The 23,687-nt window shown below is 64.0% G+C and carries 14 protein-coding genes and 1 riboswitch; of the genes, 5 read left to right on the forward strand and 9 right to left on the reverse strand.

Features of this window, described 5'->3' with window-relative positions:
* Positions 1–12 precede the first annotated feature (12 nt).
* The 4 genes from F2P46_RS07065 to F2P46_RS07080 are packed head-to-tail and all read right to left on the reverse strand — an operon-like array spanning position 13 to position 11,707.
* A complete protein-coding gene (locus F2P46_RS07065; protein ID WP_166886709.1) occupies positions 13–3,207 on the reverse strand; it encodes a WG repeat-containing protein in 3,195 nt (1,064 codons plus the stop codon).
* Between the two features lie 40 nt (positions 3,208–3,247).
* The gene (locus tag F2P46_RS07070; RefSeq protein WP_166886712.1) at positions 3,248–5,062 is read right to left on the reverse strand and encodes a WG repeat-containing protein; all 1,815 of its coding nucleotides are present in this window, start codon (positions 5,060–5,062) and stop codon (positions 3,248–3,250) included.
* Between the two features lies 1 nt (position 5,063).
* Positions 5,064–8,396 carry a WG repeat-containing protein gene (locus F2P46_RS07075; protein ID WP_166886715.1) on the reverse strand — a complete coding sequence of 1,111 codons (3,333 nt, stop codon included), beginning with the start codon at positions 8,394–8,396 and terminating at the stop codon, positions 5,064–5,066.
* Positions 8,393–11,707, reverse strand: coding sequence for a WG repeat-containing protein (locus tag F2P46_RS07080; protein WP_166886719.1), 3,315 nt, complete (start codon positions 11,705–11,707; stop codon positions 8,393–8,395). The genes F2P46_RS07075 and F2P46_RS07080 overlap by 4 nt, the downstream gene beginning before the upstream one ends.
* A gap of 191 nt (positions 11,708–11,898) precedes the next feature.
* Between F2P46_RS07080 and F2P46_RS07085 the strand changes: the two genes are divergently transcribed.
* The 3 genes from F2P46_RS07085 to F2P46_RS07095 all read left to right on the forward strand — a co-directional run bounded on the left by F2P46_RS07085 (position 11,899) and on the right by F2P46_RS07095 (position 15,252).
* Entirely contained in the window at positions 11,899–14,046 is a 2,148-nt protein-coding gene (locus F2P46_RS07085) for a S46 family peptidase (RefSeq protein ID WP_166886722.1), read from the forward strand.
* A gap of 91 nt (positions 14,047–14,137) precedes the next feature.
* Positions 14,138–14,734, forward strand: coding sequence for a nicotinamide riboside transporter PnuC (gene pnuC / locus F2P46_RS07090; RefSeq protein ID WP_166886725.1), 597 nt, complete (start codon positions 14,138–14,140; stop codon positions 14,732–14,734).
* Positions 14,731–15,252: an AAA family ATPase gene (locus F2P46_RS07095; RefSeq protein ID WP_166886728.1), complete on the forward strand. Its 522-nt coding sequence runs from the start codon at positions 14,731–14,733 to the stop codon at positions 15,250–15,252. Before pnuC ends, F2P46_RS07095 begins: the two co-directional genes overlap by 4 nt.
* Positions 15,253–15,394: 142 nt before the next feature.
* On the opposite strand, the gene F2P46_RS07100 is transcribed toward F2P46_RS07095, so the two are convergent.
* From F2P46_RS07100 to F2P46_RS07110, 3 genes are all read right to left on the reverse strand, one after another.
* Positions 15,395–17,503, reverse strand: coding sequence for a TonB-dependent siderophore receptor (locus tag F2P46_RS07100; RefSeq protein ID WP_166886731.1), 2,109 nt, complete (start codon positions 17,501–17,503; stop codon positions 15,395–15,397).
* Positions 17,504–17,578: 75 nt separating this feature from the next.
* Positions 17,579–17,677: riboswitch (TPP riboswitch) on the reverse strand.
* Between the two features lie 58 nt (positions 17,678–17,735).
* Positions 17,736–18,893, reverse strand: a complete 1,158-nt coding sequence (locus F2P46_RS07105; RefSeq protein ID WP_166886733.1) for an iron-containing alcohol dehydrogenase — start codon at positions 18,891–18,893, stop codon at positions 17,736–17,738.
* Between the two features lie 86 nt (positions 18,894–18,979).
* The gene (locus F2P46_RS07110) at positions 18,980–19,507 is read right to left on the reverse strand and encodes an SRPBCC family protein (RefSeq protein WP_166886736.1); all 528 of its coding nucleotides are present in this window, start codon (positions 19,505–19,507) and stop codon (positions 18,980–18,982) included.
* Between the two features lie 134 nt (positions 19,508–19,641).
* Between F2P46_RS07110 and F2P46_RS07115 the strand changes: the two genes are divergently transcribed.
* Entirely contained in the window at positions 19,642–20,352 is a 711-nt protein-coding gene (locus F2P46_RS07115; RefSeq protein ID WP_166886739.1) for a glutathione S-transferase, read from the forward strand.
* Positions 20,353–20,553: 201 nt separating this feature from the next.
* Here F2P46_RS07115 and F2P46_RS07120 read toward each other — a convergent pair whose 3' ends face one another.
* A complete protein-coding gene (locus F2P46_RS07120) occupies positions 20,554–21,759 on the reverse strand; it encodes an MFS transporter (protein WP_166886742.1) in 1,206 nt (401 codons plus the stop codon).
* 160 nt (positions 21,760–21,919) lie between these two features.
* Between F2P46_RS07120 and F2P46_RS07125 the strand changes: the two genes are divergently transcribed.
* Complete coding sequence (locus F2P46_RS07125) at positions 21,920–22,837, forward strand: LysR family transcriptional regulator (protein WP_166886745.1); 918 nt, start codon at positions 21,920–21,922, stop codon at positions 22,835–22,837.
* Here the strand turns inward: F2P46_RS07125 and F2P46_RS07130 are convergent.
* Positions 22,834–23,622: an MBL fold metallo-hydrolase gene (locus tag F2P46_RS07130; RefSeq protein ID WP_166886748.1), complete on the reverse strand. Its 789-nt coding sequence runs from the start codon at positions 23,620–23,622 to the stop codon at positions 22,834–22,836. The genes F2P46_RS07125 and F2P46_RS07130 overlap by 4 nt on opposite strands.
* Between the last annotated feature and the right edge of the window lie 65 nt (positions 23,623–23,687).

Genomic DNA, 23,687 nt, shown 5'->3' on the forward strand with positions numbered 1-23,687 from the left:
AAGTATGCGCAGTCAGGTTGTTGTCAGGGCGGCGCGGACGGCGCCTTGCAGCGCCACCGGAACATGGTCAATCACCCAGTAGTGTTTGCGTACCGATGCGATGCACAGGGCGAGCGTGCGCAGCTCCTGCGGAACAAATTTGAGTTCGTAGTCGTGTCTCTCCACCGCTGCAAGGCAGAACGCTTCGCTCATCATGGCGACCGGTAGCTGCTCGAAACGCTTGTGTCCGTGGCTGAGAGCCAGTTCGTAGAGCGCTGTCGTCATCAGGCGGCGCGGTACGAAGCGCACGGCCCGGGCATCCAAGCTGACGGCCAGGTCGACCATCACCCGCGTGATGCGCCGCCCGGGAATTTTTGCCAGCATCTGCGGTTGCGTGGCCAGTTCGCGCAGCAGCGTGGCGTCGTCGGCCTGGCTGGCCGCTCCTTGCGCCAGCACGCGCAGCCAGGCGATGCTGGCGTTTTTCCCGAACTGCGGCGTGTAGTCGCTGCGCAGCGACAGCACCTTGGCCGCTTCCAGCGCGGCGCGCTGCATGTCACCCTTGAGGCGCCAGGCGCTGGCAAGCACGTAGTGCATGTGCACCGGCCGACTGGTGTTGCCGATCGCGAGCTGCGCAGCCGCGATCGCTCCGTCCGCATCGCCTGCGGAAAGGCGGTTCCAGGCGCGCAGGGTTTGCCAGCGGCTGCCGCCGTCGGAGGCCCGATCTGCGTCGCCCTTGATCAGACGGTTGACGACCGCTTCTTTCAGTGCATCGGGCACGCCGGAGAAGGCGTTGTCGTCTTTCAGCAGCGCCTGCGCACACAATTCTTCGGTCATCAACGCTGGCGGGATGCGTGCCAGGAGCGCGGCGTCGCCCCGACCGGCCATGAATCGGGCCACGCGCGGCGTGATCGCGGATGGGGCGACGAAACGGATATTGTCAACGTCCCTGGAAAGCGCGATTTCGACGATGTCTTCGCTGTGCAGCCGCCATGGCACATTGCGAATGTCGGCATCGTTGCAGACCGCGGTCAGGCAGGTCTGCTGGTCGAGCCGGCAGCCCCACACATGCTCCAGGCAGTCGCGATGTAACCTGGTCGGGATGGTGGAGTTGCGCTTGTCGGCACGGAGCCAGCGGGCGTCGTCGGCATACAGCGAGCGGGCCAAGGCCAGTCCGTCGGCGCTCATGACCACCGGCGGAATGCGTGATGCGATCTTGGCGTTGCGCCGGATCTGCGCCTCCAGCCGCGCTGGGGTTTGCAGGCGTGGCGGCAGGAACGGGTACGCGCGGATCTCGGATTCGATGACGGCATCGGCGATGGCGTCGTTGATCAGTTCCCCCGGCATGCCGACGATGGCATCGGGCGAGGCGCTCACGCGCGCCAGCCAGTCGATGCCGTCATCCGGCGCAGGATGGTCGTCGTCGCCGGGCGCTTCCACGGCGCGGCCGGCGAGGGCGGCTTCGAGCGTCTCTTTCGATGGTGCGCACACCAGCCAGATGTGGTTCCAGGCATCGCCGTCGCCATTATCGAGGACCAAAGAGAGCCCCAGCCACAGCTGGTTCGACTCCGGGCGTGCCGATTCCGGTCCCGCCAGCGGTTGCGCGAGCGCGATGCACCAGGCGGTGGCATCCTCCGTAGCCGCTTCGCCAGCATAGTCCGGGTCGCGCTCCGGTGGGCCGTAATGCGCAGTCAGGATGGCGACAAAGCGGGTGCGCACCGCTTGCACCATGACGATCCGTTCTTCGAATAGAAATGGATAGCGCCCATGTTCATCTTCGTCCAGGTAGGATCGGAAGATGCGCCGCCGCGAGCGCACCGCTTGCGCCACCTTGTGGTCCAGGCTGAGGTCATCGTCTTCCTGCTCATAGTCGTCGTGCCCGTTGTTGTAGGTGGCCTCGGGAGCGTATGCGCCGTTGTCGATGAGGTCAAGCAGTGCGCCGGCGTTGTGAAGTTTCTCCTCTGTCGCCTGCACGAGCGTGGCGGCCAGCCCGGGCAGCGCATCGAAGCCTGGCAGTTCAGCGAGCAGGCTGTCCGGCGGCGCGGTAAAGAACCGCCGGGGCGATCGCAGGGCCGGGAACGGTACGCCTCGCCATAGCTGGTCACCGGCGGCGTCGTACAAGGCCGCGTATGTGCCTTGCGGCCCGTTTTCGGCACGCAGGCGGTAGACCACGCGCGCATCGCGGTCGAGCAGTACGACGCCAAGGTCGTGTTCCACGAACGCGGCCAGCGCAGTGCCAGCCTCGCACGGGGCGATGTGCCGGTGGCGCACGGTGATTGGCTCGACCGCGCCCGCTGGCGGCGCCGCAAATGTGCCGTCCGCCCGCGCGATGCCCCACACCGGGGCCGAGCTGCCGTCGGCGCTGCGCGCGACGGCGAAAGCATGTTCATTGAAGTCGTCGCACCAGTCGAGGGGAACGTCAAATTCCAGCTTGCCTTGTGCGGTCATGCAGATGTAGTTCGAGTCGACCGCGATCCCGCATTGCATGTGCGCCGACAGACTGCGCATGTCGCGGATGACCAGTACCCCGCTTGTGTCGAGATAACCGTCATGTTCGTAGCGCTCGCTGCAAAAGGCCAGCGTGTCGTCGTTGAATTCCCTGATCCTTTGGTAACACGGTTCGAGCACCCATTTGCCTTGCCGGTCGATCAGTCCATACTGTTTCGTTTTTTCGGCGGCCGGGGCCACGCCCGCATCGGAAAATGCGAGCGGCAGCAGGAAGCGCGGCGCAATCGCCCACGCGCCCGTGCGGTCGATGTAGCCGTATTTGCTGGACGTGCCGCGCGCGGGCGCCAGCCCGACGGCACTGAACGAGCCGGCTGCCGTGAAGCTGGCGTCGAACGCATAGCCGCCGCTGCTGTCGATGTAACGCGATTTGCCGCCCTCGACGTCGACGACCGCGAGCCCATGCCGGAACGGCTCGACCCGCATGAACCGTGCCAGCACGACCACCTTGCCATCGCGCCCGCGGTAACCCCACAAGCCGCCTTCGCAAAAATGCGAGAGGCCTTCGCTGAACGGAAAGGCGTATTCCAGGGCCGGCTCGAGCACCCAGCCGCCAGTGGCGTTCACATAGCCGTATTTGCCGTTGACAGCCATCGCCGCCGCAATCGCGCCGCCGGCGCCGTCGTCGATAAAGCGGCCGAACACCTGCACCAGGCCGGGAGAGGAGGTATACACCTTTGCCTCGTGGAGAATGAGTAGTTCGTCCCAGGCCGCTGGCGGGGACATGTAGTTTCTGATGAGGACGGGCTGGATAAACATGGTGTGCTCAGGTGGGATCGAAAGGGGATGGCTGCTGGCCGGCCAGCGCCGCATTGAACGCTGCCTGGCTGGGAGCGCACAACAGCCAGATATGCTGCCACGCATCGCCGTCGCCGTTCTCGTGGATGCCCGCGATGCCAAGCCACAGTGCGCCGACGCGCCAGGCCAGGGTGTCGCGGTCGGGCTCGGCCCCGGCGTAGTCGGGATCGGACACGGGCGCGCCGAAATGCGCGCTCAGTCGTGCCACGCAGCGCTCGACCATCCGCAACACCATCGGGTAACGGTCGCTGCCGAGGAACTCATAACGCATCAGTTCATCCTCGCCGAGGTACATGCGGAAAATGCGGCGCCGGGTGCGCACCAGCCTTGCCAGCCTGCCTTCGTCGTTGGTGTCGCTGTACCCGTTGAAGCAGTCATCGGGGCCAGACTTGTACGCGTACGCGTCGTCGGTTTCCGTCTCGCCGTTGTGCGCCGCCTGTTTCAGGGCGTCGATGTTGAGCAGCTTGGCCCGGGTTGCCGCCAGCATCGTCTCCGCGTAGGCAGGTAGTTCGTCGACCTGGCCCACTTCAGCCAGGAATGCCTCGGCCGGCGCGGAAAAGTAGGGCTGCGGTATGTGCAGTCCCGCGCACGGTGCGTCCTGCCATAGCTGGCGCCCGGTCTGGTCGTACAGCGCCACGCGCTCAACGCCATCCTCCGATTCGGCGCGTAGCCGGAAGGCCAGGCGTGCATGGCGGTCGAGCAGGGCAATGCTGCCATCGCGCGCAAGAAAGGCGATCAGCGGGGTGCCCGGTTCGGGGCAGCCGATATCGATATCCCAGTCCGGGAGCGGTTCGAGCACGTCGGCGGGCACGACGGCGAAGGGGCCGTCGAGGCGTGCAATGCCCCACACCGGCCCGCGCTCCTGATTGACGGCGCGTGCGAGCGCAAAGCCGTGGGTGTTGAAGTCGCCGGCCCAGTCGAACGCCTCGCCAAATTCGGGCACATCATCCGCGCTCCGGTACCACATCTGCGCCGCGCGCTCTACGGCGACGCCGTGGCGCATGGTGCGCGACAGGTCGTAGCAGTCGGGAATGACGGGAATGCCGGCGGCATCGAGATAGCCCTCCTGGTTGTCATCAGCCTTGAACCACGCCAGGCCGTCGTCGTTGAAGGCGTCTATCTCGTCGTAGCAAGGCGCCAGTACCCATTCGCCCTGCTGGTTGATGATGCCGAAACGCCTGCCGTTCTCGCTGGCGGGCGCCACACCATGCCTTGAAAATGGCGCCGGACGCTCGAAGCGTGGTGCGATGGCCCATGCGCCGCTACGGTCGATGTAGCCGCATTTGTAGGTTCCACCTCGCGCCACTGCCAGGCCGATTGCGGTGAATGGTCCGGCATGGCGCAGAAAACCGTCGAACGCGAACTGTCCGCTGGTGTCGATATAGCGCCATTTGCGCTCGCCGATCATGACTGCCGCCAAGCCGAAACTGAATGCCTCGGCTTTTTCGTATTGGGCGGCGACGGCCACGTCGCCCTTTAGGTTGCGGTAACCCCACCGGTCCTGGTCGCGGAACAGCGAGAGGCCGTCCGGGCCGAAAGGCTGGGCGTCTTGCAGGGTCGGTGCGACGACCCATTCGCCACGCGCGTTCAGGTAGCCGCGGCCGCCGTCGGCAGCCATTGCAGCCGCAATGGCGCCGCCGGCGCCATCGTCGACAAATGGCCCGTCGACGTAATACAGGGCGGGGCGGCTTTGGTAAGCCCTGCCATCGTGAACCAGCAGCAGCTCGGACGGTTTGCCGTCTGGCTGCATCGGGTTTCGGATCAGGACAGGATGCGCGCTCATCTCAGGACCTCCCCACGCCGGTGGCGCGCGCGACTTCGTCCAGCAGCGCTGCCGGAACATGATCGAGCGCCGTGCTGCTGTCGCGTACTGCGGCGATGCATAGCGCGAGCGTGCGCCGAGCTTCTGGAACGTAGTAGAGTCCAAAGCTCGAATGCCGCACCGCTGCCAGGCAAAAGGCTTCGTCCTTGAACGCGGCGGGGATCTGCTTGAACTGCTTGACTTTACGCGCCAGTGCGAGGGCGTAGAGCGGTTGCGTCATCAGCCGCTTGGGGACGAACGCCACGGTTGCCGGATCCGCGCCAACCGCAAGGTCGACCATCTCGCGAGTGACGCGCCAGCGCGGCATGCCAGCCAGCGCGCCCGGATTGGCCGCCACCTGGGCCAGCAGGGTGGCGTCATCGAGATGGTTGACCGCCCGCTTGGCGAGGGCGCGCAGCCAGTATGTGCTGGCGTTACGGTCGAACTCCTCGCTGTAGTCGTTATCGAGCGACAGTACGAGAAACGCTTCGCGCGCCGCCGCGTCATGCTCGCCGGTTTCGCGGAAAGCGTGTGCCAGTATGTAGTGGGCGTCGGCCGAGTCGGGAATCGCTTGCAACGCCAGGGTGGCGTCGGCAATGGCGCCCTGGTAGTCCTTCTGCCACGACTTGATCCAGGCACGCAGTTTGTGCCATTTGCTGAAATTGCGATATTCGCTTAGCGCGCTGGATGAACCCAAGTCCTCGTCGATCAAGCGCGTGGCGGCAGCCTCGCGCACTGCTTCCGGTACATCGGCCACGATGTACGGGTCTGTTGCCAGGGCGGCGGCACATATCTCGGCCGTGCGCAGGGCAGGCGCCATGCTGCGCAGCGCTCTCGCTTCGGTGCGCACCGCGAGCAAACACATCTCCGTCGTCAGCAGCGCGGCAGGGATGTATCGCACGGCATCGGTCTCGGGATCGGACAGTGCCCGCCGCACCAGGCCGGGTGTGATATCGCTCTTGTCGAGCCAACGGATATCGCCGATATCGTTATCCAGCGCGATCGCCTCCAGTTCAGGGGTGCGCAGCCAGCGCGGCATCGACGCCAGGCTGGCGCGTTCCCTGACTGCCCGAAGGCACTGCTCGTAATCGAGCAGGCAGCCCCACACCTCGCGAATGCTGTAGTCGTTCAGGTATTCCGGCACTGTGGACGCGGCGGCATCGGCCTCTTGCCAGTCTGTGTCGGTGGCGTACAGCGAGCGCGCCAGCGCCAATCCGGCGGCGGTAATGCAGGCGCGGGGAATCCGCACCGCACTATGGACATTTTTGCGGATCAGCGAGGCCAGGCGCTCCGGTGTCTGCCATCGTGCGGGCAGGTACAGCAGTGTGTCGCTGCCATGCGCCAGCGCGGTATCGCAGAGGACGTCGTCCATCAGTTCGGTCGGGACTTCTTCGATGGCGTAGCCGCGTCGTTTTACAGCAGCGATCCATTGCTCGTACGGGGTGGCGGCGGGGACCTCATCTTCCTGTTCGTCGTCATCGTCGTCATAGTCTTCCACGTCATCGTCGTAGTCGTCATCGTCATCGTCCGTGCCTTCCTGCTCCGCGATCCCGACCGCTGATGCCGTTTCCAATGTTTCGATGCTCGGACCACAATCCATCCAGATGTCGAACCAGGCGTCGGCATCGTCACTCCCGTTATCGACATAGATGGCGATCCACAAGCGGTTGGCGTCGTCCCTCGAACTGTGCGGCGTCGCCAGCGCCTGCCGCAGCTGGACCGGCCACCCGATCGAATCCGTGCGCTCGCCGGCCTCCGCCAGGTCGGGATCGGTGTCGCCGGGGCCGAAGCGCTTTTCCAGTGCGGCGATGATGCGCTCGTGCGCCACGCCACTGGCGCGTGCGCGCACCGGGCCAAGAAAATCGTATTCCGTGTTGTGCGGTTCGCTGAGGTAGACGCGCACCAGCCGGCGCGAAATGCGCGTTCGCGCCGCCATCCAGTGTGCGTTGCCCGGACTTTCAACGAACGAATGCAGCTCGCTCTCTATCTCGTCGAGGAGGGATGCCGCATACCCAGGTATTTGTTCGAAGGCGCCCACCGGAACCAGGAATGATTCCGGCGACAGCACAAAAAAGGGCGGATAGCCAGCCAGGGCGTCACACGGCGCACCGCGCCAGAGCACCCGGCCGGAGTGGTCGGACAAGACTGCGCAGGCGCCGCGATCGCAGGATTCGCGTTGCCAGGCCAGGACCGTGCGGGCTTCGCTGTCGAGCAAGTGGATTCGCCCGTCGCGCATGAGAAAAGGCGTCAACGGCGTGCCGCTTTCGGAATCGGGAATGAAGCCATCGAGGGTGAGTGGTTCGAGCGCGTCCTCCGGTGCCGGCGCGAAGCGCCCGTCGCGGTGCGCGAAGCCCCACACCGCTGCGACAGGCCGGGCGTTTGCCCCGGGCGCAAAGTCGGACGTGCGTGCCAGTGCGTAGCCGCTGGCGTCGAATTTGCGCACCCAGCGCAATTCGACCGGAAACGTCATGGGCCCGTCGGCATTGACGAAGCCGCGATCGCCGTTTTTCGCGACGCCGGCCCGCATTTTGTGCGACACCCATTGCCCGCTGATGACCTTGACCCCGCGCGCATCGAGGTAACCTTGGGCTTCGTCGCTGCTACCGGAGCCGGAGAAAAATGCGTAGCCGTCGTCATTGAACGGCCTGATGAATCCGCGCGATGCGGGCATGATCCAGTGGCCGCCAGTATCGATCAGCCCCCATTTTTCCTGACTGGCGCCTGCAGGCGCAGTGCCGCCGTCCGAGAAGGCCCATGCGCGGTAAAACTGCGGTGCGATCGCCCACTGGCCCTGCCGGTCGATGTAGCCCCATGGCTGGCCTTCCCCCGGCGCGGCCGCCGCCAGGCCGCAGGCGCTGAACTTGCCCGCATGGGCAAAGACGCCATTGAACGCGAACTGCCCCTGGCAGTCGACGTAGCGCCAATGACCTTCGGATACCTTGACCGCCGCCAGGCCGTGCGAGAACCCTTGCGCCTCGGCGTACTGCGCCGCGATGACGCGCTCGCCCGCCAGGTTGACGAAGCCCCACAGACCAGCGTCGCAGAAACGCGCCAGCTCGTTGTCGACGAAGCTGCGGGCGTTGTCCAGGGTCGGCGCGACGATCCACTCGGCCCGTGTATTGATGTAGCCCCACATGCCGTTGACAGCCCGGGCTGCGGCGATGCCGCCACCCTGGCCGTCATCGGTGAATTCGCCGATCACATCGCCGATGCCGGGGGTGGGCACGTATACTCGACCCGCGTCGAGCACCAGCAGGTCCGGCTCGTGGTTCGCCGGTACAAAGTAGTTTCGGATGAACGCTGCGGTGATCGTCATGCTTTTCGGCTCTCATGTGGTGGCAAGGCGGCGCGGACTTCGTCGAGCAGGGCTGCCGGAACATGATCGAGCGCCGTGCTTCTGTGGCGTACTGCGGCAATGCATAGCGCGAGTGTGCGCAGGGATTGAGGGACCAGGAAGAGACCGAAGCTCAAGCTTTTTACCGCGCACAGGCAGAGACTCTCGGTCATGAACGCCGTGGGCACCTGGACGAAGCGCTTGATGTCCTGGGTGAGCGCCAGTTCGTAGAGCGCGGACGTCATCAGGCGCTTGGGGACGAAGGCGACGCTCGCGGCGTCGGCGCCGACCGTAAGGTCGACCATCTCGCGCGTTACGCGCCAGCGTGGTATGTTGGCCAGGCCGCCCGGATTGGCTGCCAGCTGCATTAGCAAGGTGGCGTCGGCCTCGTCGACCGCCCTTTTTGCCAGCGCGCGCAGCCAGCCGATCGAGGCGTCTTCATTGAACTGCATGCGGTACTGGCTGTCGAGTGACAGCACCAGGGCGGCTTCGCGCATGGCGGCGCCATGCTCGCCGATCTCATCGAGCGCGTGAGCGAGGATGTAGTGGGGGTGCGCCGATTCGGGCATCGCCTGCACCGCCAGCGTGGCGTCGGCGATGGCGCCATGGTAATCGTTGTTCCATAGCCTGGCCCAGGCGCGCAGATGATGCCACCTGCTGGCGGTGCGTCCGTCGCGCCGCATACCGAGCGACCCCGGGTCGGTGTCGATCAGGAGCGTCACGGTCGCTTCGCGCATTGCGGTTGGTACGTCGGGAAGGTAGTTCTCGTTCTGCTCCAGGGCGATGGCGCAGACCTCGGGTGTACGCAGGGCGGGCGCCATGATGCGCAGCGTTGAAGGATCGGTACGCACCGCCAATTGCCAGAGTTCCGCCGTCATCACGGCTGCGGGAATGTAGCTCACCACGTTGGCGTAGCGACGGGACACCGCGTGCCGTGCCATGTCGGCAGTGATGCCGCTCTTTTCGATCCAGCGGATATTGCCGATATCTTTACCCAATGCGAGCGCGATGAGTTCGGGGCTGTGCAGCCAGCGCGGAATATACCCCAGGCTCACGCGCGCGTTGACCGCGCGCAGGCAAATGGCGGGATCGAGCAGGCATCCCCACACCTTGCGCATGGTGTAGTCGTTCATCACGTCCGGGACCGTCGACAACGCGGCGTCGGCGCGCTGCCATGCCGCGTCGGTGGAGTACAGCGAGCGCGCAAGGGCCAGTCCGGCGGCGGTCATGCACCAGGGCGGCACGGCCATTGCGCTATCGACGCTTTTGCCAATGACGCCAGCGAGGCGGTCGGCCGTCCGCCAGTGCGCGGGCAGATACGTCAGCGCATCGCTGTTCTCTGCCAGGGCGGCATCGCACAAGGCGTCATCCATGAGTTCAACCGGAACGTCTTCGATCCTGTGGTAGCTGCGGCTTACTTCGGCCATCCACTCGTCGTAGGGAGACAGGATGGCAGCCTGCTGTTCGTCCTCTTCCTCTTCATCTTCCTCTTCATATTCCTCGTCCGGATCGGCTTCCTGCGCTACGATGCCGGCCGCCGACGCCACTTCCAGTGTTTCGATGCTCGCGCCGCAGTCCATCCAGACGTCGAACCAGGCATCGCCATCATCGTCGCCATCGGTGCAGAAAACAGCAATCCACATTATGTTCGAGTCTTCCCTGGCTCCCTGCGGCGCTGCCAGCGTTTGGCGCAGTTGCACCGGCCATGCCAGCGACACTCTGCGGTAAGCGATTCGCGCCATGTCGGGATCCGGATCCGCGTTACCGAAGCGTTGATCCAGTGCGGCGACGATGCCGCTGTGCGCCAGGCTGCTGTCGCCCGCGCGGTACGACAGGAGGAAGTCGTAATGCGTGTTGTGTGGCTCGCTGACGTAGACGCGCGCCACGCGGCGAGAGATGCGAGTCTGTTTTTGCGCCGCTGGTACATTTTTCTCGCCGCCCGCCAGTGCGTGCAGCTTGCGCTCTACCTCCTCGAGCATGGAGATGGCCAGGTCGGGTACTTGATCGAAGGCGTCGCATCCTTCCAGGAAGGACTCGGGCGGCGCATTGAAGAAGAGTGCCGGGATTGCCAGTGCGTCGGCAGGCCCCGCGTGCCAGAGCGGCCGTCCGGCATGGTCGTGCAGGACCGCTCGCGTGCCCCCAGCGCAGTTCTCGGGCCGCCAGATGAAGAGCGTGCGTGCCTCGCAGTCGAACAGGTGGATTTCACCGTCGCGCATGAGGAACGGTGTCAGCGGCGTGCCCGACTCGTTTTCGGGAATCCAGCCGTCGCTCGTGAGCGGTTCCAACGCATTTGCCGGCACCGGGACGAAGCGGCCGTCGCGGTGCGCAAAGCCCCACACTGGTTCGGCGTTTACCGCACCGGGACCGGGCGCAAAATCGGAGGTGCGCACGAGGGCGTAGCCGCTGTCGTCGAAGTGGCGTACCCAGCTCAGGTTGACCGGAAACGCTAGCGGCCCGTCGGCTGTGATGAAGTTCCGGTCGCCGTCGAGCGCGACGCCGGCGTGCATCTCTTCCGATATGAACCCGCCGGTGATGACCTTGACACCGTGCCCATCGAGGTAGCCCTCGGCTTCGTCGTCCGAATCGCGGTCGCGGAAATAGGCGTAGCCGTCGTCGTTGAACGGGTAGATAAAGTTGAACGACGCTGGCACGATCCACTCGCCGCTGGTGCCGATCAGGCCCCATTCATCCTCGTCGGTGCTGGCCGGCGCCACGCCGCTGGCTGTGAATGGCCAAGCGCGGTAAAACTGCGCGTCGATCGCCCACTGCCCTTGCCGGTCGATGTAACCCCATGGCTGGTCTTCTTCCTGCTTTACCGCCGCCATGCCAAGCGCATCGAACTCGCAAGCACCCCAGAAACTGCCGTCGAAGGCAAACTGGCCGTGTTGGTCGATGTAGCGCCACTCGTCGTCCGCCACCTTGACCGCTGCCAGGCCGTGTGAAAACCCTTCCGCCTCCGCGTACTGCGCCGCGATCACGCGCTCGCCCGCCAGGTTGACGTAGCCCCACAGGCCGCCCTCGCAAAAGCGCGCCAGGCCGTCGGCGCTGAAAGCGCGCGCGTGCTCCATGCCGGGACCGGCCAGCCACGCGCCGCCGGCGTCGATGTAGCCGGCCTGACGATCGAGCGTGTACGCCGCAGCGATCATGCCGCCCCGGCCATCGTTCGTAAAATGGCCGACCTGCAGCAATGGTGTGGCCGGCACGATGACGTGGCCATCGGCCACCAGCAGCAGTTCCGCATCGGCGCCGGCATGATGGAAGTAGTTTCGGACGAGGAGGGGCGGTGTCGGCATCGGGCAGTGTTGTGATTATTTGTTAACAGTTGATTGTAACGCACGTCTTTTGGCGGTGTCACCGGCCGGTGCCCGTCACGCACCAACGCTGCGCGCGCAGGCGTACCGTCAATACGGCGCCGACAAAATCATTTCCAGCGCTTTGCATCAGCGATATACTCCCCGCTTGCTTTTATCTTCTGGGGTATATCTTGTTGAAATCCATCGCCTTACCCGTCGCCCTGCTCGGCGTATTTGCTACCGCAAATGCCGATGAAGGCCAGTGGCAGCCATACCAGCTTCCGCAACTGTCGTCGGAACTCAAACGCATCGGCATCACCATCCCCGCCGAGAAGCTGGCCGACCTGTCCAAGCACCCCATGAGCGCCATCGTGTCGCTGGGTGGTTGCTCGGCGTCGTTCGTCTCCGGCGATGGACTGGTGGTCACCAACCACCACTGCGCGTACGGCGCGATTCAACGCAATTCGACGGCTGAAAAGAACTACATCGTCAACGGCTTTCTCGCCAAGACGCGCGACGCCGAACTGCCGGGCGGCCCGAATACGCTGGTGTACGTGACCGAAAAAGTCGAAAACGTCACCGACCGCGTGCTCAAGGGTCTGTCGCCGACCCTGTCCGGGTTCGAGCGCAATGAAGAAGTCCAGAACCGCATCAAGGCGCTGACTGCCGAATGCGAAACCGACAAGGCGTACCGCTGTTCGGTGCCGAGCTTTCACCGCGGCCTTGAGTATTACCGCATTCGCCAGTTGATGATCCGCGACGTGCGCCTGGTGTACGCGCCGTCGGACATGATTGGCAATTTTGGCGGCGACGTCGATAACTTCGAGTGGCCGCGCCAGACCGGCGACTACTCCTTCCTGCGCGCCTACGTCGGCAAGGATGGCCGTCCGGCCGATCCGTCGCCCGACAATGTGCCGTACAAATCGAAAGACTTCCTGGTCGTGTCGGCCGAAGGCCTGAAGAACGGCGATCCGATCCTGTTGGCCGGCTACCCCGGCCGCACCAGCCGCTACAAGCTGCCGTCCGAGATCCGCTTCGCGCGCGACGCCAACTTCCCTGTGCGCGTGGCCGAGATGCGGGCCGACCTGGCCGTCATCGCTGCCGCCACCAAGGGTAACGCCGCCCAGGACGTGCGCTACGCCAGCGTGGTCAAGGGCATCAACAACGTGCTCAAGAAAACCCAGGGCCTGCTCGACGGCTTTGCGCGCAAGGACATCGCGGCGATCAAGGATGTGCAGGACGCCGAGTTCCGCGCCTGGTTCAACAAGCCGGGTAACCAGAAAGACGTGTCGCCGACCTTGCTGGCGGACCTGGACGCCGCCATCGCCGCCGATATGGCGTTGTCGGAGCCGGAATTTGCCTGGTCGGTCGCCGGCAACAGCGACCTGCTGAAAACCGCGCGCACGCTGTACCGTCTTGCGCTGGAAAGCGCCAAGCCGGATGCCAGGCGCGAGACCGGCTACCAGCAACGCGACGTGTCGTTCATCAAGGCGCGCTTGACCCGCCTTGAGCAATCTTACGTAGGCAGCGTGGACGAGGCGCGCTTTGCCGCCGGTTTGCAGCGTTACCAGAAGATGGCCGCAAAGATGCATCCGCAAGGCCTGGACGCGCTGCTGCCGGAACCAGGCGCCATCGGCGCACTGTACAAACAATCGGAACTTGGCGAGACCGCCAAGCGCCTGGCCTGGATCGGCAAGGATGCGGCGGCGTTTGCAAAGTCGGATGACGCCGTCATCAAGCTGGCCGTCAAGCTGCATGACGTGACCATGGCCCTCGAGAACCGCCGCAAGGAAATCGACGGCAACCTCGAACGCATCATCCCGCAGTACATGTCGGCCGTGATCGCGTGGAAGAAGTCGCAAGGCAAACCGGTCTACGCCGATGCCAATTCGACCCTGCGCGTAACCTTCGGCACGGTGGCGCCTTACTCGCCGCGCGATGGCGTCGTCAAAGGCCCGTTTACGACGGTCGAAGGCATCGTCGAGAAGCATACGGCGGCCGAGCCGTTCAACGCACCGAAGCCGCTGCTCGATGCGGTCAAGGCTAAGCGCTATGGCGTGTTCAAGGACCCTGTGCTGAACACGGTGCCGGTCAACTTCCTGTCCAGCGCCGATACCACGGGCGGCAATTCCGGCTCGGCGGTGATGAACAAGCGCGGCGAGCTGGTTGGCCTGAACTTCGATTCGACCTATGAATCGGTGACCAAGGACTGGTACTTCGACAGCGACATCACGCGCGCCATTCACGTGGACATCCGCTACATGCTGTGGGTGATGAAGGAAGTCGACCATGCCGACAACCTGCTCAAGGAAATGACCATCAAGTACCCGCGCAAGTAAGCCAGGTAAATCTGGGGTGGGGACGCCGTTCCCGCCTTTTGGAAAGCGGCGCATACGCTACAATTGCGCCACTTTCCGCCACTCCCTCCGTATGAACGATTCCTTTGTCCTGCTTGGCCTGGCCACCACACCGCTCGAACTGACGGCGCTGGTCCTGTCGGTCATCACCGTTGTACTCAATATTCGCCAGACCCACTGGGCGTGGCTGTTCGCGATCGCCTCGTCGGCGGTCTACGGCATTGTCTTCCTCAACGCGCGCCTGTATGGCGACATGGGCTTACAGGGCGTGTTCATCGCCGTGTCGGTATGGGGCTGGTACCAGTGGCTGTATGGCGGCGAGCAGCATGCGCCGCTCACGGCCACGTGGTCGGGCCGTGCCGGCTGGATCGGCGGCATTGTCGGCTGGCTGGTGCTGTTCGCCGCGATCGGCTATGCGCTGCGCACATTCACCGATACCGACGTGCCGCATATCGATGGCTTCCTAACCGCAGGCAGCCTGCTTGGGCAGCTGCTTTTGTCGCGCAAGAAGGTTGAAAACTGGATCGTGTGGATTGTGGTCGATGTGCTGTATGTTGGCCTGTACATCCACAAGGACCTGCATGCGACGGCGGTGCTGTATGCGGCGTTCGTGGTGATGGCGGTGTTTGGATGGCGCGCCTGGGCGCGCGCAGTGGACGGCAAGCCATGACGCCGGTTTTGCGGGTCGCCATTTTGGGCGCCGAATCGTCGGGAAAGTCGACCTTGGCCGCGGCGCTGGCGTCGCACTTCGGTACGGTGTGGGTGCCGGAGTACCTGCGCGAATTTGTCGATACCACGGGGCGCGTGCCGCGCGAGGACGATCAGTATCAAATTGCGCTGACCCAGATGGCGCGCGAAGACGCGGCGGCGCGGCAAGCGACGCGCTTCCTGTTTTGCGACACCACGCCGCTGATGACGGCTATTTACAGCCGCTGGTACTGGAACAGGGTCGATGCGCAGTTGTCGGTGCTCGAACGGCGCCATGACTATGCGATGACGCTCGTGACGGCGCCGGACGGGCCGTGGGAAGCTGATGGATTGCAGCGTGAATCGGCGGCGGTGCGCCAGACGATTCATGAGCAGGTGCTTCAGATGCTCGATGAGCGGGCGATCGGCTATACGCTGGTAACGGGGAGCCTGGAGGAGCGGTTGGTGCAGGCGGTGCGCTTGCTTACTTTTATCCACTGACTAAAAGACCGTCGTTCCCGCGCAGGCGGGAATCCAAGGCATCTTCGCTACGCAACTATACCTTGGATTCCCGCCTGCGCGGGAAAGACGGTCTTGAGTCTAGTGGTGTTCCAATCTCTCGCGACGGTTTGCCGATTGGTGCTTAAAAATCAAACTGCGCCGACACCCGCACCGTACGCGGAGCGCCCGGCAGCAAATACCCGCCCAGTTCCTGCGTCACATCGCGCCAGTAAAACTTGTCGGCCACGTTGTCCACCGTCGCACGCACCGTCGTGGACACGCCCGCGATGCGCGTTGCGTACGCGCCCCCCAGATTGAACACGCTGTATCCCGGCACCAGCGTCTTGTTCTCGATATCGAACGCCTTCTTGCCAGTGTATTGCCACATCCCGTTCACCTTCAGGCCAGCCACCGCCGGCACGGCATACTCCAGCACCGTCGCCGTCTTGAACTTCGGTACATTGGTCACACGCTTGCCGTCCAGCGAGGCGGTGCCGGTCCCTTCCTGCTGCGTATCGAGCGCCATCAGCGAGACGCTGTATTTCAGGTCCTTGCCAGCCTTGCCCTGCGCAGCCAGTTCCAGCCCATTGTGCTTTTGCTCGCCGCTGCGAACAAAGGTATTGGCCGCGTTGGTGTACTCCAGCCCCTTGACGATGCTGAACACGGAGGCCGACATGCTGAGCGCATCATTGACCATGGCCTTGACGCCGAACTCCACCTGCTTCGAACGGCTTGGATCGAGCGAGGCGAATTCGTTCGCGGTGCGCTTGGGCGCCACGCCGCCATGCTCCATGCCGTGCGCCAGCGAGCCGTAAACCGTCCAGTCGGGCGTCGGGTTGTACACCAGCGCGACGTTCGGCAGCAGGAAGGTGGTGTCGGTGGTGGCATTGCGCTTGATGCCCACGTAACGCAAGCCGGTGTGCAGCTTGAACTGCGCACCCAGCGACAGGATGTCCTGCACCACGAAGCCGCGTTCATGGTCGTTGCGGCGCTCGGTCAGCGGCCCGGTGACGCGGCTGGCGTCGACCGGCGGCACCACCAGGTTGTTGTAGATATTGCTGAAGCCGACGTAGTCGTACACATACTCGCCCGCCTTGTCGCTGCGTTCCAGATAGGTCGCACCGAAGGTCAGCTCGTGGCCGATCGCGCCGGTGGCGAACTTACCCTGCAACAGGGCCTGCGCGCCGAGCGGCGACTTGCGCTCGCCTACGCTCTGGTAATCGTAAACGTCGTAGTCGCCATTCGAGCAGTAACCAGGATAGAAGCCATCGCCCTCGTTGCCGCAACCGTAAGGGAAGGCGGTGTAGTCATCGCGCTTGAATTGGTGCTTGTTGGCGGTGACGGTGGTGCGCCAGGCGTCGTTGATCTGGTATTCGAAGCGCAGTCCGATATTGCTGGTGTGGGTGTCGACAGGCTTGGTCCACGGCTGGTTGTTGAGCAGCGTCTTGGCCGAGATGTTGGTGGGCAGCGCAACGCCGCGAATGAGCTGGTAGCCCGGCGCGGTGATCTGGGATTTTTTCTGGTAGTCCATGTCGAGCTGCAGCAGCGCCTGCGGCGAGATCTGCCAGTCGAACGCGCCCGAGACAAACGAGCGCTCGCCGTCCGCGCCTTTGACGTAGGAACGCAGGCGCTCGCCGGCGGCGTTGACCCGGTAGCCGAAGCGCTTGTCCTCGAAGCGGCCGCCCAGGTCAAGCGCGCCGTACACGGTGCCGCGCTCGCGCGCTTCCACGGTGACCGAGCGCAATGGCGCGGCGGTCGGGCGCTTGAGCGCGTAGTTGACGATGCCGCCCGGCGCGGTCACGCCGGCCTGCAGGCCCGAGAGGCCCTTGAGGATCTCGATGCGCTCCTTGTTCTCGAGCGGGATCTGGGTGTCGCCCGAGATGGCGATGCCGTCCTTGCGGTAGCTGGCGCCGTTATCGAGCATGAAGCCGCGGATCGAGAACTGTTCGGCGTAGCCGATCGCGTTGTACGAGTCGCTCACGCTGGCGTCGAACTTCATGGCGTCGGTGCTGTTGCGGATGCTGTAGTCCTGCATCTGCTCGCGGCCGATGGACACCACCGTGGCCGGCGTGTACAGCAGCGGCGTGTCGGAAAAGCCGGCTACGCTGGCGCGGTCGGCGCTGATCTGCCTGGCGCCGCTGACGACGACTTCAGGCATCGATTGCGAACTGGTTTGCGCGTGTGCGGAAAAGGCGAACGCCTGGACGATGGCCAGGGCGATGACGGACTGCTTGAATTTTGGCGATGACATAATGTGCTCGTATTACGCGCCGGCGTGCGGGGCGTTGCTTAAAAAGCCGGAGCCAACGGGGGAGCAAACAAAGGAGGGAACTACTTTGCGCTTTCCTTCGCTGGCATTATCCAGATCAGGTACGGAGGGTATCTCTCACCCGGAAAATGACTTCCAGGACCCCTAGCGAATGTCGATTTTATCACAGCTGGCGCGGGCGCAGAAGGCCCGCGCCAGCTGTGCGTGGTGCGCTTTACAGGCTCATTTCCAGCACTTTGCGGCTGACATCGAGCGTAACGTCGCGCTGCTCGCCGAGTTTGACCATGCGGTGCGCTTCGAGCGCCGCCAGCACGCCGTCGATGTCCTTCGTGCCCAGGCCGTAGTCGCCCAGGCGGGTTTTGACGCCCATCAGCTCGAAGAATTCTTCGGTGCGGGTGATGGCGGCCTCGATCCGGGTATCTTCATCGCCGCCGGACAGGTTCCACACGCGTTCTGCGAATTGCAGCAGCTTGGCGCGCTTGGCTTCCTTGCGTACGCGCAGCATGCTTGGCAGGACGATGGCCAGCGTTTGCGCGTGATCGAGATGATGCAGCGCGGTCAGCTCGTGGCCGATCATGTGGGTGGCCCAGTCCTGCGGCACGCCGGCGCCGATCAGGCCATTCAAGGCCAGGGTGGCGGTCCACATGATGTTGGCGCGCACGTCGTAATCGTCCGGATTGGCCAGCGCCTGCGGGCCTTCTTCGATCAGCGTGAGCAGCAGGCCCTCGGCGAAGCGGTCCTGGACTTTGGCGCCCACCGGATAGGTCATGTACTGTTCCATGACGTGCGCAAAGGCGTCCACCACGCCGTTGCCGACCTGGCGCGTGGGCAGCGAATACGTTATGCCCGGATCGAGCACGGCGAAAGCGGGGAAGCATTTGCGGCTCATGAACGAAAACTTCTCGTGCGTCGACTTGCGGGTGACAACGCCGCCGCTGTTCATTTCGGAGCCGGTGGCGGGCAGTGTCAGCACCGCGCCGAACGGCAGGGCGGCGGTGATGTTCGATCCGCGCTTTTCCAGGATGGTCCACGGGTCCGCGTCGAGCAGGGCGCCGGCGGCGATGAACTTGGTGCCGTCGATGACCGAGCCGCCGCCCACGGCGAGCAGGAAGTCGATCTTCTCGGCCTTGACCTGGGCGATGGCGCGCATCAGCGTTTCGTAGCTGGGATTCGGTTCGATGCCGGCGAATTCGGTGACGCTAAAGCCGGCCAGTGCGGCCATGACCTCGTCGTAGACGCCGTTCTGTTTGATGCTGCCGCCGCCGTAGACCAGCAGCACGCGCGCGGACGCGGGAATGTGTTTGGAAATCGCGGCGATCTGGCCCTGGCCGAACAGGATCTGCGTCGGATTGTAGAAGTCGAAGTTAAGCAAAATGGATCCTCGTGTTGGCTCGATGATGATGCCAGATTATCGCTCAAGCACGGGATTCTTGCGGGGAGGGGGCCAAAAACCCGGGCTTACTTTTCGGTCGCGGCCTTCAGGTTCGCCAGCCCCTTCTCGAAATCCCTGCCGATGATCCGGTCCATGCTCATGAAGACGCTCATGATTTTCGAGATGAAGGGCATCGGGCCGGACATGGTCCAGCTAACTTGCGTTTGCCCGTCCTTGGGCACGAGCGTAAATTCGGTCACGTTCGACACCTCGAACGGCTTGATGAAATCGAGCTTGATCACGACCCTGGACGGGGGCGTGAGTTCGGTAATTTCCATTTTGCCGGCGCCGACGTCGTCATTGCCGGTCCAGGCGTACACCGCGCCTTTGCCGCTCGGCGCGCCGCTGTGGACGCGCTGCATGCTTGGGTCGAGCCGCTCCCACGGCGACCAGCCCTGCCATTGGTGGAAATCGCCGACCAGGGCGAGGATTTTCTCCGGCGGCGCCTTGATGGTCACCGAGCGGGTCACGGAAAACGTGTTCGGCTGCATCGCCGCCATGCCCAGAATGCCGATGAACAAGAGCACCAACACAAGAGCGATTCTTCGTATCATGGCGTTCCCCTTATATATAGGTCGGAGCATGCGCTGTCGGATCGGCAGCATTGGCAGATTAGCACGGCGTGCGCTGCCCGTTCAAGCGGATCGGCGATAATCGCCGCACAACTGATCCATGCATGGGAGACGCGATGACGTATGAACTTTACTACTGGCCGACGATCCAGGGACGCGGCGAATTCGTTCGCTTGGCGCTGGAGGAGGCGGGTGCGGCGTATGTGGACGTGGGGCGCCAGAAGAATGGAGCCGACAAGGTCGCGGCCGAGCTTGCCGTGCAGGCGGCCCCGGCGTTCGCGCCGCCGTTTCTCAAGGCGGGCGCGCTGACCATCGGGCAGACGGCGAATATCCTGCTGTATCTGGGTGCGCGCCACGGCCTTGCGCCACGGGCCGAGGCGGGCCGCCTGTGGACCCATCAGTTGCAGTTGACGATTGCCGACCTCGTCAACGAAGCGCACGACACGCACCATCCCGTGGGCGTGTCGCTGTATTACGAAGACCAGAAAAAGGAAGCGAAACGACGCGCCGCCGATTTTGTAGGGAACCGGATACCCAAGTTCCTGTCTTACTTTGAGGGTGTGCTGCAGCAGCCCAAGCGCCGCGGCGGTTTTTTGGTAGGCACGCGCCTGTCGTATGCGGATTTATCGATGTTCCAGGTGATGGAGGGCTTGCGCTATGCGTTTCCCAAGGCAATGAAGCGGCTCGAAGGCGACTATCCCGGGCTGGTGGCTTTGCACGAGCGGGTGGCGCAGCGGCCGAATATTGCCGCCTACCTCGCGTCGAAGCGCCGGATCGCGTTTAATGAAGATGGAATCTTCCGGCATTATCCAGAGCTGGACCGCTGACGGCTGGCCGCTGATCGCTGACCGCTGGCTATTGACTGTGACCGCTTGACCGTTGCTGGCGATGGCTGCCCGCTGCGGATTGCTCTCGGTCAGCCCGGCGAGGGGGCTACTTGCTGTGCTCGTCCAGCCGCACATGGTGTGGTCGCGTGCTGCGCGCTCAACAGCCGCGCAGCACGGTCATCCGTGCGCCCGAGGATTTCCTTAGTGCGCCCCGACTGCGCGGCTTGCGCCCGCCACATGCACCAGTCCGTCGCGACGGTCGAGCCAGCCTGCGAGCGTGGTCAGTCCCAACGCGCCGACCACGACAATGGCGCCGATCCATGGCGTGGCCATCAGGCCCAGGTACGCCACGATCAGCCCGCCGCCCCAGGCGCCAAGCGCGATGCCGACGTTGAATGCGGCAATGTTGAGCCCTGAGGCCACGTCGACCGCCTGCGGTGCGTCCCGTTCGGCGCGCTGCACCACGTACACTTGCAGTCCCGGCACATTGCCAAACGCCACCGCGCCCCACAACAACACCGTACCCAGCGCCAGCCACGTGTTCGAGGCGGTAAAGGTCAGCAGCAGCAAGACAGCCGCCAGCAGCGCAAAGACGATCTGCAAGGCCTTGATCGGGCCTTTCTTGTCGGCCAGTTTGCCACCCCAGATATTGCCGAATGCCACCGACACGCCGTACACCAGCATCACCAAACTCACGCTCGACGCTGAAAAGCCGGACACTTCCTGCAAAATCGGCGCCAGATAGGTGAACGCGATAAAGGTGCCGCCGTAGCCCAGGGTGGTCATGGCGTACACCAGCAGCAGGCGCGGTTTCCTGAGCACGGCCACTTGCGTCAGCAGGCTTGCCGGTGGACTCAGGGCGATCTGCGACGGTACCAGGAAATAGCTGCCGATAAATGCGATCACGCCCAGCAGGGAAACCGCCAAAAAGGTCGATTGCCAGCCGAAGCTCTGGCCGATCCAGGTTCCCAGCGGCACGCCTGTGACCAGCGCGACGGTCAGGCCGGTAAACATCAGTGCAATGGCGCTGGCGGCCTTTTCCTTGCTCACCAGGCTGGTGGCGATGGTCGAGCCGATCGAAAAGAACACGCCGTGCGCCAGGCCAGTGAGGACGCGCGCGGCCATCAGGGCGTAGTAACCGGGCGCCATCCAGGCCACCAGGTTGCCGACGGTGAACAGTGCCATCAAACCCAGCAGCAAATGCTTGCGCGGCACGCGGCCGGTGAGGGCGGTCAGGACCGGCGCGCCGATGGCCACGCCAAGCGCGTACAGGCTCACCAGCAATCCAGCCGAGGGAACCGACACGCCGAGGCTGGCGGCAATGGTGGGAATGAGGCCGACGATGACGAATTCGGTGGTCCCGATGGCGAAAGCGCTGAGTGTCAGCGCCCAGAGTGCGAGTGGCATGGATTCTCCAGTTGAGGCGGTTTGCGATGGCATGCAGTCTGCGCGCAAAGACCGGGAAGAAAAATGCCCCGCAGCACACTATACTTTTGACTCGCAGTCACTAATCACAGGGCGACGCTGTGCCTTCCCGTACAATGGCTTTTTGACTGTGGAGAAAGACATGATCGACGTCGACGCGCTCAGTGCGTTTGCCGCAGTCATCGATACCGGTTCATTTTCCGCCGCCGCCGAGCGGCTCGGGCAAACGCCGTCCGGCATCAGCCGCGCCATTGCCCGGCTTGAAGCACAGCTGGGCATGACCCTGATGCACCGCACCACCCGGCGCCAGGACCTGACCGAAGAGGGCGACTGGCTGCTCGGCCGCGCGCGCACCATCCTGGCCGCGCTGGAAGATACCGAAGCACAAGTGTCGGCGCGCCGTTCGCAGCCATCCGGCCTGGTGCGCGTCAACGCCGCCACGCCCGCGCTCGATCATCTGGTGGCGCCCTTGGTGCCGGCCTTTCTCGACGCCTACCCGCTGATCCGGCTCGAACTGACCAGTGGCGAAACCCTGGTCGACCTGATCGAAGAGCGGGCCGATGTGGCCATTCGCATCGGCCAGCTGGCCGATTCCAGCCTCAACGCGCGCCGTCTCGGCAGCAGCGCGCTGCGGCTGCTGGCCGCGCCATCCTATCTGGCGCGCCACGGCACGCCTGCCACGGTGCGGGAATTGAGCGCGCATCGCTTGCTCGGCTTCACCGCGCCGGCTTCGCTCAACACCTGGCCGCTGGCGGACCAAGGCGGGGACACGGGTAGCGAGGGGGTGACGGTGAGCCCGGCGGTGCTGGCGTCGAGCGGGGAAACCTTGCGCCACCTGGCGCTGGCGGGTGCGGGTATCGCCTGCCTGGCGGATTTTCTGACGCGTGCCGATGTCGAGGCGGGCAGGTTGATGCCCGTGCTCGACCCGCTGACCCTGCCATGGTCGCAGCCGGTATGGGCGGTGTTCTACAAGCAAGGCGCGCTGGCGCCGCGGGTGGCGGCGCTGGTCGATTTCCTGGCGGACCGGCTCGGCGCGACCGTGCTGACGCCGAGCGGCTAAAGGCTGACGGTGATCTTGCGCGGAGCCTGATACATCTCCTGGGTCATCAGATCGACACCGCAAGGCAGCGTTTCAATCCAGTCGAGGAAGCGCCCGATCATCTCGCGTCCCTTGAATGGCGCGCCATGCTGCGGCACCATCCATTCCGGATCGAGCTTGCGCACCATCTCGACCCAGTAGCGGCAAACTTTGTTCGACACCATGTAGCGCGAGTGGAATCCATGCATGTAGGGCAGGTGTTTGTCGAAGTCTTGCACCGGGTCCATCGCCAGGCCGTCCGGCAGCATCGATGCGCCCATGTCCCCGGAGTACAAGATGCGGCTGACCGGGTCGTAAAACTGGAAGTTCCCTTCCGCATGCAAAAAATGCGCGGGCAGGATCTGGAATTCGGTGTCCCCCAGCGGCAAAAGGCTGCCCTCGTCGGGAATGGCGATGATGCGGCCCTCGGTTTTGCCCTGCGCGCAAAAGTGCGGCACGAAACGCGACCAGATCGACGAAATCAGCAGCTTGGTGTCCGAACCGGCCAGCCAGCGCGGCAGCGAGGCGATGATATCGGGATCGGCGTGCGAAGCGAAGACATAACGAAGCTGTTTTGGTGGAAAATACTTGCTCATTCCCATGAACAGTTCGTTGTAGGTCAACACCCCACCCGGGTCGAGCAAGATGCCGGTGCCATCCTGGACAATCAAAAACTGGTTCGACTGGACCGAGGCTTCGCCTTCATCGACCAGATCGGAGAACATCAGGCAGATGTGCTTGCCGTTATTGAACAGTTCGATCGCCATGATAACCCTACCTTTGAAAGGGTTTATTGTAGACCTTCAATTGGCTCTTGGCAATGTTTCCAATT

The sequence above is a fragment of the Massilia sp. CCM 8734 genome (assembly GCF_011682155.1).
GTDB classification, from domain to species: domain Bacteria; phylum Pseudomonadota; class Gammaproteobacteria; order Burkholderiales; family Burkholderiaceae_D; genus Telluria_A; species Telluria_A rubra.